The 13,904-nt window shown below is 66.8% G+C and carries 13 protein-coding genes; 2 read left to right on the top strand and 11 right to left on the bottom strand.

The genetic code is table 11. From position 1 onward, the window contains the following. Nucleotides 1–109: 109 nt before the first annotated feature. Entirely contained in the window at nucleotides 110–1,249 is a 1,140-nt protein-coding gene (locus tag PQU89_RS11265) for an HD-GYP domain-containing protein (protein ID WP_272765910.1), read from the bottom strand. Between the two features lie 350 nt (nucleotides 1,250–1,599). Between PQU89_RS11265 and ycaC the strand changes: the two genes are divergently transcribed. Further along, nucleotides 1,600–2,226 carry an isochorismate family cysteine hydrolase YcaC gene (gene ycaC / locus PQU89_RS11270; protein WP_272765911.1) on the top strand — a complete coding sequence of 209 codons (627 nt, stop codon included), beginning with the start codon at nucleotides 1,600–1,602 and terminating at the stop codon, nucleotides 2,224–2,226. A 75-nt stretch (nucleotides 2,227–2,301) separates the two neighbouring features. Here ycaC and PQU89_RS11275 read toward each other — a convergent pair whose 3' ends face one another. The 10 genes from PQU89_RS11275 to PQU89_RS11320 all read right to left on the bottom strand — a co-directional run bounded on the left by PQU89_RS11275 (nucleotide 2,302) and on the right by PQU89_RS11320 (nucleotide 12,304). After that, nucleotides 2,302–3,354: an NADP(H)-dependent aldo-keto reductase gene (locus PQU89_RS11275; RefSeq protein ID WP_272765912.1), complete on the bottom strand. Its 1,053-nt coding sequence runs from the start codon at nucleotides 3,352–3,354 to the stop codon at nucleotides 2,302–2,304. 31 nt (nucleotides 3,355–3,385) lie between these two features. Continuing rightward, the gene (gene cuyB, locus PQU89_RS11280; RefSeq protein WP_272765913.1) at nucleotides 3,386–4,138 is read right to left on the bottom strand and encodes a cysteate racemase; all 753 of its coding nucleotides are present in this window, start codon (nucleotides 4,136–4,138) and stop codon (nucleotides 3,386–3,388) included. Between the two features lie 5 nt (nucleotides 4,139–4,143). Beyond that, nucleotides 4,144–5,160: a D-cysteate sulfo-lyase gene (gene cuyA, locus PQU89_RS11285; RefSeq protein WP_272765914.1), complete on the bottom strand. Its 1,017-nt coding sequence runs from the start codon at nucleotides 5,158–5,160 to the stop codon at nucleotides 4,144–4,146. Between the two features lie 24 nt (nucleotides 5,161–5,184). After that, the gene (locus PQU89_RS11290; RefSeq protein ID WP_272765915.1) at nucleotides 5,185–5,982 is read right to left on the bottom strand and encodes an ABC transporter ATP-binding protein; all 798 of its coding nucleotides are present in this window, start codon (nucleotides 5,980–5,982) and stop codon (nucleotides 5,185–5,187) included. Further along, entirely contained in the window at nucleotides 5,979–6,818 is an 840-nt protein-coding gene (locus tag PQU89_RS11295) for an ABC transporter permease (RefSeq protein ID WP_272765916.1), read from the bottom strand. Before PQU89_RS11295 ends, PQU89_RS11290 begins: the two co-directional genes overlap by 4 nt. A gap of 25 nt (nucleotides 6,819–6,843) precedes the next feature. Further along, complete coding sequence (locus PQU89_RS11300) at nucleotides 6,844–7,863, bottom strand: taurine ABC transporter substrate-binding protein (protein ID WP_272765917.1); 1,020 nt, start codon at nucleotides 7,861–7,863, stop codon at nucleotides 6,844–6,846. A 204-nt stretch (nucleotides 7,864–8,067) separates the two neighbouring features. Then, nucleotides 8,068–9,870 (bottom strand): family 2A encapsulin nanocompartment cargo protein cysteine desulfurase, encoded by a 1,803-nt coding sequence (locus tag PQU89_RS11305; RefSeq protein ID WP_272765918.1) that lies wholly within the window; start codon nucleotides 9,868–9,870, stop codon nucleotides 8,068–8,070. Next, entirely contained in the window at nucleotides 9,845–10,777 is a 933-nt protein-coding gene (locus PQU89_RS11310) for a family 2A encapsulin nanocompartment shell protein (protein WP_272765919.1), read from the bottom strand. Before PQU89_RS11310 ends, PQU89_RS11305 begins: the two co-directional genes overlap by 26 nt. A 45-nt stretch (nucleotides 10,778–10,822) precedes the next feature. Next, nucleotides 10,823–11,782, bottom strand: a complete 960-nt coding sequence (gene epsC, locus PQU89_RS11315) for a serine O-acetyltransferase EpsC (protein WP_272765920.1) — start codon at nucleotides 11,780–11,782, stop codon at nucleotides 10,823–10,825. Nucleotides 11,783–11,809: 27 nt separating this feature from the next. Continuing rightward, nucleotides 11,810–12,304, bottom strand: a complete 495-nt coding sequence (locus PQU89_RS11320; RefSeq protein ID WP_272765921.1) for a rhodanese-like domain-containing protein — start codon at nucleotides 12,302–12,304, stop codon at nucleotides 11,810–11,812. Between the two features lie 557 nt (nucleotides 12,305–12,861). Between PQU89_RS11320 and PQU89_RS11325 the strand changes: the two genes are divergently transcribed. Beyond that, entirely contained in the window at nucleotides 12,862–13,884 is a 1,023-nt protein-coding gene (locus tag PQU89_RS11325) for an isopenicillin N synthase family dioxygenase (RefSeq protein ID WP_272765922.1), read from the top strand. Nucleotides 13,885–13,904: the final 20 nt, after the last annotated feature.

Below are 13,904 nucleotides of genomic sequence, written 5' to 3' on the forward strand. Positions count from 1 at the left end.
GGCTTGTCAGCCCGGCCTTTTTTTTTGTGCCCACTGGCCGTGGCAGCGTGCCCGCTGAGTGCGTGGTCAGTGGCGGAGGCCATGACGCCCGCACCTGCTGCGCTGCGGCTCAGGACACGGCATCGATATCGGCGTAGCGCTCGTGGATCGCCATGATCTGGTCCAGGTGGTCGTGGAGTGCCTGCACGCAGTCGGCATCCAGTTTGCCGGCCTGAACCATGCGGTCCAGCTCGGCCAGCGCATTGCGCGGCGACCAGACCGGCTTGTACGGCCGGATCGCCGTCAGTGCATCGAAGATGTCGGCCACCGTCACGATGCGGGCCTCCAGCGGGATGGCGTCCTGCTGCAGCTGCCGCGGATAGCCGCTGCCGTCGAGGTATTCGTGATGGCAGTGCACGATGTTGCGCAGGATGGCGGAATCGGGCAGGCGTTGGTGCGCGCCGGTGCCCACGATGCGGTCAATGATCTGGATCCCCTTGTCGACATGGGTTTCCATGATGGCCCGCTCGGCCGGGTCGAGCCGGCCCGGCTTGAGCAGCACCTTGTCGGGGATGCCGATCTTGCCAATATCGTGCAGCGACGAAAACAGGTACACGCATTCTACAAACTCGTCATTGCGGCCGTAGCGCGGCGCGACGGCGCGGGCAATCACGCGCGAGTAGCGCGCCATGCGCTCCAGATGGGAGCCGGTTTCAAAGTCGCGCACCTCGGCCAGCTCGCGGGCCACCCGCGTCGCCTCCAGCACCGAGCGCACGGCGGACAGCTCGCTCGCAATCGCCATGCTGATCAGGCTGGTATACAGCACCAGATCGCGCTGCACCTGCGGGTTGAAGGCCGCCGCCTGCATCGAATCGAAGAATACGAAACCGGCGAGGCTGCCGCCATCGTAGAAGGGCACCGTGAACGACGAGCGGTAGCCCTGTTCGCGCAGCCAGGTGTTGTGCACGGTGTCGGACTGCAGCGCGTGCTCGATGTTGTCGAGTACGCGGAATTCGCCGCTGGCGGCCAGGGCGCTCAGCGCGTGGCTGTCGGACAGCTTGTACTCGTAGCCGGTGATGGCCTCGCCCGCGCGGGTGCTGTTGATGAAGGTCTTGAGTACGTCGTCGTTCTCGTCATACAGCGCGCAGGCGATGCGATCGACCACCGGCACCGTTTCCAGCAGGCGGTCGTGCAACTCGTTGAGACGATGGGTGAGGGTGTCGTCGTGAAGGTTCAGGGCCATCATCATGAACTGCGGGGTTACGGTCATCAAGACTAGCTTTCAAGGGTTAACGTCACAGCGGGGTAGGGGTCAGCGTTACCTTAATACGCATCACGGCTGCAAGCCATCCCTAATCCATTCCAGCGTGGTTTTATCCGCGATTCGCCGCGTATGGGCCGGCAGACGGCCGGTTGCGGCGCGATGATAGCGCGCTTTCCGCTGGCTGCTGTGTGCTGTCACCTGCGCTGCTATTAGCGGCTGGCGGCTGCGGCAGGGCAGACTATCCTGAACACAGACATTCCACGCGCCGCCTGCCACTAGAGGCCGGCGGCCGCGCCGCGTGTTTCCCCACCGCGCCGGCTGCATCCGGCGCATTCAGATGCCAGAAGGAGAATGTGATGACCACTCCCTACCAACGCCTGGACAAGAACAACGCTGCCGTGCTGCTGGTGGATCACCAGGCCGGGCTGCTGTCGCTGGTACGCGATATCGATCCCGACAAGTTCAAGAACAACGTGCTGGCGCTGGGCAATCTGGCCCAGTACTTCAAGCTGCCGACCATCCTGACCACCAGCTTCGAAAGCGGCCCCAATGGCCCGCTGGTGCCGGAGCTGAAGGCGCAGTTTCCGGATGCGCCGTACATCGCCCGCCCCGGCCAGATCAATGCCTGGGACAACGCCGACTTCGTGCAGGCGGTCAAGGCCACCGGCAAGCGGCAGCTGATCCTGGCCGGGGTGGTGACCGAAGTGTGTGTCGCCTTCCCGGCGCTGTCGGCGCTCGAAGAGGGCTTTGAGGTGTTCGTGGTCACCGATGCCTCGGGCACCTTCAACGACATCACCCGGCAGGCCGCCTGGGCGCGCATGTCGCAGGCGGGTGCCCAGCTGATGACCTGGTTCGGCGTGGCCTGCGAGCTGCATCGTGACTGGCGCAACGACATCGAGGGCCTGGGCACGCTGTTCTCTAACCACATCCCGGACTACCGCAACCTGATCACCAGCTACACCACGCTGACCGCTGGCAAGTAAGCTGCTACGACAAGGGCCACCTTGCGGTGGCCCTTGTCGTGTGCGGCGCGGTCGCCCCCCCGCGCGCCAGATGGCTCAGGGGGCCGGGTTGGGAATAGCCTGATGGATGGCGTCGATGGCGGCCAACGTTGCCGCATCCAGCGTCAGCTCGGCGCTGGTGATGTTTTCCTCCAGCTGCGCCAGCGTGGTGGCACCGATGATGTTGCTGGTCACGAATGGCCGGCTGTTGACGTAGGCCAGTGCCATCTGCGCCGGCGACAGCCCACTCTGGCGTGCCAGCGCCACGTAGCGCGCGGTGGCGGCTTCCGCCTGCGGGTTGGTGTAGCGGGTGAAGCGATCGAACAGCGTCAGCCGCGCACCCTGTGGCTGGGCGCCGTCCAGATATTTGCCGGACAGCACGCCAAATGCCAGCGGCGAATAGGCCAGCAGCCCAACCTGTTCGCGGTGGCTGAATTCGGCCAGCCCCACTTCGTAACTACGGTTCAGCAGGCTGTACGGGTTCTGGATGCTGGCCACGCGCGGCAGGTCGTAGCGCTCGGCCAGCGCCAGGAATTGCGCCAGCCCCCACGGCGTTTCGTTGGAGACACCGATGGCGCGCACCTTGCCGGCGGTGACGAAGTCCTGCAGCACGCGCAGGGTTTCCTCGATGGCGACGCTGCCCGGCGCGTCGTCCTGCCACGGATAGCCCAGCTGGCCAAAATAATTGGTGCTGCGATCCGGCCAGTGCAGCTGGTACAGGTCAACATGGTCGGTCTGCAGCCGGCGCAGGCTGTCGTGCAGCGCCTGGGTCAGATTGGCGCGGTCGAAGTGCACCTTGCCGTCGCGGATATGGCCGGGGCGTTTGGGGTCGCTGCTCGGCCCCGCCGCCTTGGTGGCCAGCACGATGCGCTCGCGCCGGCCGCCCTTGGCCAGCCAGCTGCCGATATGGCTTTCGGTACGGCCCTGGGTGTCGGCCTTGGGCGGCACTGGGTACATCTCGGCGGTGTCGATCAGGTTGATGCCGCGTTCCAGCGCCAGGTCCAGCTGGCTGTGGGCGTCGGCCTCGTTGTTCTGTTCGCCCCAGGTCATGGTGCCCAGCGAGATCAGGCTGACATTGATGCCGCTGCGGCCGAGTGGTCGGTATTCCATGGAGGGTCTGCCTTGTGGTTGGGTGGTGACGTTACGGTGCCACAGTGGCGCGGCCGGAGCCAGCGCCAGGTTCAGGCGCGGCGCTGCCGGCTTGCTGCCAGTAGCGCAATACCGCCTGCACCAGCGCCTGGGCCGGGTCGATGCTGATGGCTTGCAGTGGCGAGTTTACCGCAGCCAGCGCCAGCGGGACTTCGGTGCAGGCCAGGATCAGCCGCGTGGCGCCGTGTTGCCGCAGCGCCTCGCCGACCTGTTGCAGCAGCTCGCCGCCCAGCTGCAGCGCGTTGCGTTTTACCGCGTAGCAGCCGGGAGTGAAGGCCTGGGCAAGCACTGCTTCGCTGGGCAGCACATAAGGGATACCGCGTGCGGCCAACCTTTGCTGGTAGAGGCCGCTTTGCAGCGCGCCGCGGCTGGCGATGATGCCGACCGGTCCGTCGCTGGCGCCCAGCGCCGCCAGTGTGGCATCCGCGATATGGAGCAGCGGCGCCGGACTGGCGGCGGCCAGCGCGTCAAACCAGTGATGCGCGGTATTGCAGGGGATGACGATGCGGGTGGCGCCGGCGGCGTTCAGCTGCCGGATGCCGTGCAGCATGGCCGGCAGCGGGCTGTCGCCGTGGCCGGCCAGATAGTGCTGGCGGTCGGGGATCTGCGGCACGTTCCAGGTGACGGTCGCCACGTGTTCCTGGTCTCTGCCGGCCGGGGTGGCGAGGATCAGCTTGTGCAGGAAATCCACCGTCGCCAGCGGCCCCATGCCGCCCAGCACGCCGATCAGCGGAGAGTGCGGCACCGGGCTCACCGTACGCCGCCGGCCGGCTGCAGCAGGTCGCGGTAGCCAAACAGGCCGGCGGCGCCACCGGTATGCACGAACACGATGTTTTCGTCACGGCGGAAATGGCCGCGGCGGATCAGGTCGATCAGGCCGGCAAAGGCTTTGCCGCTGTAGACCGGGTCCAGCAGGATGCCTTCGTGGCGGGCCAGCAGGCGGATGGCTTCCAGCGTGCCCTCGGTGGGGATGCCGTAGCCGGCACCGACGTAATCGGCATTGACGCGCACCGCGCTGTCGTCAAACGGCTGGCGGATGTCGAGCAGATCCCAGGTCTGGCGGGCCAGCCGGGTCACGTTCTCGATCTGCTTGTCGCGCGCGGCGCGCACGCTGAAACCCAGCAGCGGGATGCCACTGTTGGCCGCCTGCAGCCCGACCACCAGCCCGGCCTGGGTGCCGCTGCTGCCGGTGGCGTGGATGACGTGGTCGATGCGCAGCGCCTGTTCGGTACTTTGCTGCAGCAGCTCCTGCGCCGACAGCACATACCCCAGCGCACCGATGGCGTTGGAGCCGCCACCGGGGATCAGGTACGGCACCTCGCCGGCGGCCTGCAGGCGCTCGCCCACCGCCAGCAGCTCGTGGTTCATGTCCAGCCCTGCGGGGCGGGTCTCGATGTCGGCACCCAGCAGCTGGTCCAGCAGCACGTTGCCGTTGCTGTAGTAGTCGGCGTGCGCGTCGCTGACGCGCTCTTCCAGCAGCACTGTGCTTGGCAGTCCCAGCTTGTTGGCCGCGGCGATGGTCTGCCGCACGTGGTTGGACTGGGTGGCGCCCTGGGTCACGATATGGGTGGCGCCTTTGGCCAGCGCGTCGCCAAGCAGGAATTCCAGCTTGCGCGTCTTGTTGCCGCCCAGCGCCAGGCCGGTGTTGTCGTCGCGTTTGATGAACAGCTGCGGGCCGTCCAGCAGGCGGCTCAGGTTGGGCAGCGCCTCCAGCGGCGTCGGTGCCTGCGTCAGGCGGAGGCGGGGAAAGCGGGCGAGGGTGGTCATGTCGTTATCCTTGTCGATGAAAGGTCAGGCTGGTTGGGTGCCCAGACTCTTGGCGGCTTCTTCGCGCACGATGTGCAACACGTCGCGCTTGAGCTGGCCGTAGGCCGGGTCGGTGAGCAGGTCTTCCGGCGAACGCGGGCGGGCAAACGGCACGCTGAAGCTTTCGCGGATGCGCCCGGGGCGCGCCGACATCACCAGCACGCGGTCGGCGAGGAACAGCGCCTCGTCCACGTCGTGGGTGACGAACAGGATGGTGGTGCGCGTGCGCTGCCAGATGTCGGTCAGCAGCTCCTGCATCACCAGTCGCGTTTGCGCGTCCAGCGCGCCGAAAGGCTCGTCCATCAGCAGGGTTTGCGGCTGCGGTAGCCAGGCGCGGGCCAGTGCGGCGCGCTGGCGCATGCCGCCGGACAGTTGCCACGGGTAGTGGCCGGCAAAATCCTGCAGCCCGACCAGCTGTAGATAGCGCTCGGCGTCGGCCTGCCAGGCGGCCTTGTCGCTGCCGGCCATGCGCGGGCCAAAGGTGATGTTGTCGCGGATGGTCAGCCACGGGAACAGCGTCGGCTGCTGGAACACCATGCCGCGCTCCGGCCCCGGCGCGCTCACCGGCTGGCCATTGAGCAGCACGCGGCCGTGGTCGGCCTGCTCGAAACCGGCGACCAGGTTCAGGATGGTGGACTTGCCGCAGCCGGACGGGCCCAGCAGGCAGACGAACTCGCCCGGCTGCACCTGCAGCGAGACCTGCTCCAGCACGCTGCTGTGGCTGCCGTCGGGGGCGGCAAACTGTTTGCTGACCTGCTCCAGCGAAAGGCGTGGCGTTGTCATGCGTCTCTCCCAGTCCATGGGGCATGGCGGCGCTGCAGGCCTTGCAGCAACCAGTCGAAGGCGTAGCCGGTCAGCCCCAGCAGCACGATGCCGAGCAGCACCACGTCGGTACGCAGGTAGCTGCCGGCGTTGATCACCATCCAGCCGAGGCCAGAGTTGGCCGCCACCATTTCGGCGGCGATCAGCGAGGTCCAGCCGATGCCGACCGACAGGCGCACGCTAGTAAACACCTCGGGTAGTGCATCGGGCAGCACCACATGCACAAACTGCTGGCGACGGCTGGCGCCCAGTGTCTGCGCCGCGCGCAGCCGGCCCTGACTCACGCCCTGCACTGCGGCCATGGCGCCGACCACGATGCTAAGAAAGCTGGAGATGAAGATCAGGAAAAATTTGGCGCCTTCGCCGATACCGAACCACACGATCACCAGCGGAATCAGCGCGATCTTGGGCAGCGGCCGCAGAAACTGCACAAAGGGGTTCAGCACCGCGGCGAACAGCGGCGACAGCCCCATGGCCAGCCCCAGCGGCACCCCCAGCGCAATGGCCGCGGCAAACGCCAGCAGCGCGCGGCCGCTACTCACCGCGAAGTGCTGCCACAGCGGGGTCTGCCGGTAGCCGCTGGCCAGCAGCTCCTGCACCGTCAGCCACAGGTCGCTCGGCGGCGGTAGCAGCAGCGGGTCGACCCAGCCGAGGCTGCCGGACAGCTGCCACAGCAGCACGAACAGTGCCACGCTGGCGGTGCTGAGCAGCGGCAAGCGGTAGCGGCGCAGCCGCGGCCATGCGGCCAACCTTGGCACGGTGACGGCGGCGGGCCGCGCCGCCGCCGGAAGAGTCAATTGGCTATCCGTCGACACGATGACCTCACTTGGCGGCTGCAGCTTGCTGCAGATAGCTGGTGTTCAGCGCGCTGGCGTAGGATGCCGGCACCTCCTGTTTGCGGATCTCGCCGATCTCGGCCAGGAAGTCGGCGGTCGCCTTGTAGGAATTCACGATGCGCGAGCCGTTCTTGGCGTTACCGGTGCCGATATAGGCCGGCGTCAGCTGCTCGCTGATCGACGGGTACTGCAGCCCGGCCAGCGTGCTACGCACGGTGTCCAGCGGGATGTTCAGATGCTGGGCGATCAGCTGCGACGAGCCTTCCGGGTCCTTCTTGTACTGGTTGACCTTGTCCTGTGCCACGCGCAGGAACTTGCTGACCAGCTGCGGGTACTTGGCGGCAAATTCCTTGCGCACCACGTAGTTGTTGAATACCAGCACGCCGTGTTTTTGCAGGTCGCGGGTGGCAAAGATTTCCTTGCCGCCGTCGGCCTCCAGTTGCTGGCTGAACGGGCCCCACACATAGGCGGCGTCGATGTCGCCGCGTTTCCACGCCGCCACGATCTCGGCCGGTTTCAGCGTCAGCACATTGATCTTGCTGCGGTCGGCCTGCGCCAGCTTGACGCCAACTTCAAACGCGTACTGCGAGGTGGAGTTGGCCGGATAGGCCACGGTCTTGCCTTCCAGGCTCTTGAAGCTGGCCAGGCTGTTCCTGGCGATCAGCCGCTCGCTGGTGGCGATGATTTCCGGGGTGCCGATCACCTCGATCGGCAGTTTGCGGGCAATGCCGGCGGCGGCCGGGCTGGAGCCGAAGCGGGCGATGTCGATTTCCTTGGCGGCGAACAGGGTCAGTACGTCGGCGCCGGAATTGAACGGCACCCATTTCACCGGGGCGCCAAAGGCCTTGTCGAAGGACTTGTCGATCTTGCCCAGCACCCAGACGCGCGGGCCGCCGGCGTAGGCAAAGCGGACTTCGTCGGGAATGGCTTCGGCATAGGCGGCGGCGGGCAGGAAAACCGAGGCGGCCAGTAGCAGGCCCTTGATGAAAGTGCGGCGTTGGTTCATGGGGGTGACTCCTATATTTGGAAACACCATATTAATTGCCGCCGGTTTTTTATTTAAATCATATTAATTTCGAATGAATGCCGGATTGTTCATTAGCAGTAATTGATATTTGATTGCCAGGATTAATTACCGGCGCTGGAAGTTAAATAAAAAAGGTTGGCCGCAATACTGCTGCGGCCAACCTTGGGTGCTACCCGGTCAAATTCAGCGCTTGGCCAGTTGCTGCACCACCGCCACCAGCGTGTCGATTTCCTCGCAGGTGTTGTAGAACGCCAGCGACGGCCGCACCGTCGCCTCCAGCCCGAAACGGCGCAGGATCGGCTGCGCGCAGTGGTGGCCGGAGCGCACCGCGATGCCTTGCTGGTTTAGCGCGCGGCCGATCTCCTCGGTGCGGTAGCCCGGCAGCACGAAGGACAGCACGCTGGCCTTGTGCTCGGCGGTGCCGATCAGGCGCAGCCCCGGCACGCTCTGCAGACCGTGCGTGGCGTAGACCAGCAGGTCGTGCTCGTAGCGCGCGATGTTGTCCAGGCCGATGCGCTCCACGTAGTCGATGGCCGCACCCAGTCCCACCGCGTCGGCGATGTTGCCGGTGCCGGCCTCGAACTTGTTCGGCGCCGGCTGGTACAGCGTCTTCTCGAAGGTGACGTCGGCGATCATGTTGCCGCCACCCTGCCACGGCGGCATCGCCTCCAGCAGTGCCGCCTTGCCGTACACCACGCCGATGCCGGTCGGCGCGAACACCTTGTGTCCGGAGAACACGAAGAAGTCCGCGTCCAGCGCCTGCACGTTGACGCGCAGGTGCGATACCGACTGCGCTCCGTCCACCAGTGCCTTGGCCCCGGCGGCGTGCGCCAGCGCCACGATCTCCGCCACCGGCGTCACCGTACCCAGCGCGTTGGACACCTGGGTGATGGCCACCAGTTTTGTGCGGCTGTTCAAGAGCTGGCGGTACTCGTCGAGCAGGATCTGGCCGCTGTCGTCCACCGGGATCACGCGGATCCTGGCGCCGACGCTGGCCGCCAGCTGCTGCCACGGCACGATGTTGGCGTGGTGCTCCAGGTTGGAGACGATGATCTCGTCGCCGGCGCCGATGTTCTGCCGCCCCCAGGTATTGGCCACCAGGTTGATCGCCTCGGTGGCGCCGCGCACGAAGATGATCTCTTCGGGCGTGGCCGCGCCGATGAAGCGCGCCACCTTGTTGCGGGCGGCCTCGTAGGCGTCGGTAGCGCGCGCGGCCAGCTCGTGCGCCGCGCGGTGGATGTTGGAGTTCTCGTGCTGGTAGAAGTACGCGATGCGGTCGATCACCGCTTGCGGCTTGTGGGTGGTGGCGGCGTTGTCCAGCCAGATCAGCGGCTTGCCGTTGACGCGCTCCGCCAGGATCGGGAAGTCGCGGCGGATGGCGTTGACGTCAAAGCCGTGCTGGCGGCTGGCGACGTGGCGGTCGAAATCCGGCGCCTTGTCCAGCTTCGCTGCCGGTTCCAGGAAGTAGAACTGGCCGCTGGCTGCGGTGGCCGCAGGCGCCGGTGTCGCAAGCTGTTGGCGGCTGTCGCCGGCCAGCAGCGCACGCAGCACGTCCTCGCCGGGCAGGCCGAACGACTGCGCGGTGACGCGATCGTCCACCCCGGGCAGCGGTGCGGCCGGGGTGCTGCCGGCCAGCTCGCCGTAGCGGCCGCCCTCGCTCACGAAGTAGTACGGTGACGAGGCCGGTGCACCGCCCGCCGTCGGGGCAGACGGCTGCGCTGCGGCGAACTGTGGCACGTTGGCCGCATAGCCTTGCGGCACGGCGTAGGCCGCCGGGTCGCGCAGGCCGCCACCGGCCGGGGTGGCCGGTGCCGCGGCCGGCAGCGGCTGGATCGCCGGCTGCGCCGCGCTGGATGGCGGAGTCAGCGTGCCGCTGTCCTGCGGCGTCTGGCCGGGCAGGCTGCTGAAGAAGGCGTTGGCCAGCCGCGCCAGCTCGCCCGCATCCGGCAGACCGTCGGGCTTACTTGTAAGTGTCTGGATAGTCATGGTACTTGCCAATCTCCACGTCTTCGAGCACCGCCAGTGCGTCTTCGGTCAGCACCGCCAGCGAGCAATACAGCGAAATCAGGTAGGAGGCGATGGCGTTGCGGTTGATGCCCATGAAGCGCACCGACAGCCCCGGGCTTTGTTCGCCGGCCACGCCCGGCTGATACAGGCCGACCACGCCCTGGCGCTTGTCGCCGACGCGCAAGAGCAGGATCTTGGTCTTGCCGTGTTCGTCGATCGGCAGCTTGTCCGACGGGATAATGGGCACGCCGCGCCAGGTGATGAACTGCGAGCCGAACAGGCTGACGGTCGGTGGCGGCACGCCGCGGCGGGTGCACTCGCGGCCGAAGGCGGCGATGGCCAGCGGGTGGGCGAGGAAGAAGCCCGGCTCTTTCCAGACCTTGGTCAGCAGCTCGTCAAAGTCGTCCGGCGTCGGCGCGCCGGTGAGGGTGCTGATGCGCTGCGTGTCGTCGACATTGGCCAATAGGCCGTATTCCGGGTTGTTGATCAGCTCGGATTCCTGGCGCTCCTTGATGGTCTCGATGGTCAGGCGCAGCTGTTCCTTGATCTGGTCGTGCGGACTGCTGTACAGGTCGGAGACGCGGGTGTGCACGTCCAGCACCGTGGTGACGGCATTGAGGAACAGCTCGCGCGGCTGGTCTTCGTAGTCGACGAAGGTTTGCGGCAGCTCGGCTTCGTCGCGCTGCGAGCACGCGACGCGCATATTGCCGGCGTTTTTCACGCGGTTGAGGCGGAAGATGCCGGCCTCGACCGGGGTCCACTGCAGCAGGTGCACCAGCCAGCGCGGGCTGATGGTGGACAGTTGCGGGACGGTCTTGGTGGCGTTCGCCAGCTGGCGGGCGGCGTTGTCGCCCAGTGCCAGTTGGGCATCCTGATGTTCGGCCATGATGGTTCCTTAGTGTGGCGTTGGTTGCAGAAAAAAAGGGGACGGCTAGCGCAGATGCTGCGTGCCGGTAATGTTCTGGCTGTTGGCCTGGGTAATGTGGCTGCCGGGCAGCACGTCGCGGGTGAGCCAGACATTGCCGCCGATGGTGGCGCCCTGGCCGATGGTGATGCGTCCCAGCAGGGTGGCGCCGGCGTAGATCACCACGTCGTCTTCCACGATCGGGTGGCGCGGCTGGCCTTTTTCCAGCTTGCCGTCGGCGTCGCTGTTAAAGCGCTTGGCGCCCAGCGTTACCGCCTGGTACAGCCGTACCCGCTCGCCGATGACGGCGGTTTCGCCGATCACCACGCCGGTGCCGTGGTCGATGAAAAAGCCCTTGCCGATCTGTGCGCCGGGGTGGATGTCGATGCCGGTTTCCGAGTGCGCGATTTCGGCGAGAATGCGCGCCACCAGCGGCACGCCGGCGCGGTATAGGTGGTGCGCCAGGCGGTGATAGATGATGGCGGTGATGCCGGGGTAGCACAGCAGCACCTCGTCCACACTGCGTGCCGCCGGATCGCCGAGGTAGGCGGCGTGCACGTCTGCATCCAGCACGCGGCGCAGTGCGGGCAGCGCGGTGGCCAGGCCCCTGGCAATCGCCACCGCCTGCGTTTCGCTGCGGCTATCACTCAGCCCCTGCAGCCGTGCCGAGTAGCTCAGCTCCAGCTGCAGTTGCCTGACCAGCGCGTCCAGTGCCTGCGCCAGGGTGTGGCCGACGTAAAAGTCTTCGCTGCTCTCGCTCAGCTCTGGCGGCCCCAGCCGCATCGGAAACAGCACGCCGCACAGCGCATTGGCGATGTCGCGCAGCGCATCGCGCGCCGGAAACTCGCGCCCGCCCAGCTCGCGGGTGCGGCCGTGGGCCTGGCGCCAGGCCTGGCGTGCGCTGCGCAGCTCGCGCACGATGCTCTCGATGCCCCAGCTCTGTTGATGACTGGCGAGGTTCAGCCAGCTTTTGGCACGATCATTCATGTAAGCCGCTCCAGTAAAAGGGTCTTGCTAGTCTTGCTGCCACGGCAGGCGGTGATGGCGCCAGCCGCCGACGTCGCCACGGCGGTTCTGCTCGTCCAGATCGCCTTCGAAGCCTTCCAGCACGTTGAATACCTGGCTGAAGCCGGCGCGGGTGGCCGCCTCGGCGGCGGCGGCGGAGCGCTTGCCGCTGCGGCACAGCAGCACGATCACCGCATCCTTGCCGCCGGCCTTGCCTTCCAGCTCGCGCAGGAAGCGCGGGTTCCTGAGCAGCGCGGTGCCGCTTTGCCACGCCACGTGCAGCGAGCCGGGCACGTGGCCGACAAACTTGCGCTCTTCCACGGTGCGCACGTCGACCAGCCGTGCGACGCCAGCCTCGACCAGCGACCACGCTTCCTGCGGGTACAGGCAGCCGGCGTAGGCGAGGCCGGCGGCCTGCGCCCGTTCACGGGCGGTGCTCAGCAACAGCGCGGCATCCGCCGTGCTGACAGCGGAGGGGTTAAGGGGTGTTTGGTTCTCTGGCATGACAATTTCCTGGTGAGCCGTGTTGCCGGGGTGGAGCCACTATACGGTTGCCGTTCGCGGCGACTAACCAAGAAAATCCGATTTGAATATCTGGTGGCCGGGTGCAATGCTTTGCAGAAAATCCGCATTGGAAAAGCTGCCAGCGAGGTGGCGGCTTGGGGAGTGCGGTGTCGATCCACGCGCCGCACGGCCGTCCTGGCCGCCGACTCCGAAGGCCCAATGCCACGCGCGCCGGTATTCACCATGACCGAGCCTTTCCACGGGGCGGTCTCCGTGCCGGCATTGCGGGTGGAGCGGGGCGCCAGTGTGGTCGGGCACTGCGGCATGACCCCACAACACATCGCCGCACTGGTCCAGGCGCTGCCGTAGGCGGCTGGGGGGCACCATGGCAGCGGAGGCTGCGGCGTGATCGTGGTGCTGAAATTCCATAGGGTAATAACAAAACCATTTTTAATCGTTTTTGGTTTTGTTCGGCCTTGGCTAGATTGGGGTGGTTCGCAGGCCGTTTGCCTGCGCTGTGGCAAGCAGCACCGCCCGCTACCCGTCAGGAGCCTCCCATGTCGCAATCCCCGTCACTCAATCTGCCCTTGCTCACGCTGAGCGATCTGGACGGCAGTCCCGCCCGGCGTGCCGCCTTCCTGCGCGACCTGCGTGCCGCGGCACGCGATGTCGGTTTTTTCTACCTGAACGGTCACGGCATCGCCGAGGAACAGGCGGCGCGGGTGCTGGCCACGGCGCGTGATTTCTTCGCCCTGCCGCAGGAGGACAAGCGCGCGGTGGACATGGTGCAGTCGCCGCATTTTCGCGGTTACACCGCTGCCGGCCACGAGATCACCCGCCAGCGGCCGGACTGGCGCGAGCAGTTCGACATCGGTGCCGAGCGCCCGCCGCTGGCCGCGGCCAAGGTGGTGCCGGTGTGGACGCGTCTGCAGGGGCCGAACCAGTGGCCGGCGGCGCTGCCGGCACTGCGCCCGGCCTTGCTGGCGTGGCAGGCGGAAGTGACCGCGGTGTCGATCCGCCTGCTGCGTGCCTTTGCCGAGGCGCTGCAGCAACCGGCCGACAGTTTTGACGACGCCTTTCTCGCGGCGCCGATCCAGCACCTGAAAATCATCCGCTACCCCGGCCAGGAGCAGACACCGAGCGATCAGGGTGTCGGCGCGCACAAGGACAGCGGTTTCCTGACCCTGCTGCTGCAGGACCGCGAAGCCGGGCTGCAGGTGGAGACCGCCAGCGGCTGGGTTGATGCGCCGCCGGTGGCCGGCACCTTCATCGTCAATATCGGCGAAGCGCTGGAGCTGGCCTCCAACGGCTATCTGCGCGCCACCGTGCACCGCGTGCTCAGCCCGGCGGCGGGGCGCGAGCGGCTGTCGGTGGCGTTTTTCCTCGGCCCGCGACTGGATGCCACGGTGCCGCTGCTGCCGCTGACGCCGGAGCTGGCGCGCGAGGCGCCCGGCCCGGCGACCGATCCGGCTAACCCGCTGTTCTACGAAACCGGTTTCAACATGCTCAAGGGCCGCCTGCGCTCGCACCCGGAGGTGGCGCGCCGCCACTACGCCGACGTGCTGGCCGCCAGCGCCTGAACCTCTTTGTGCCACTACCC

The sequence above is a fragment of the Vogesella indigofera genome (genome assembly GCF_028548395.1).
GTDB classification, from domain to species: domain Bacteria; phylum Pseudomonadota; class Gammaproteobacteria; order Burkholderiales; family Chromobacteriaceae; genus Vogesella; species Vogesella indigofera_A.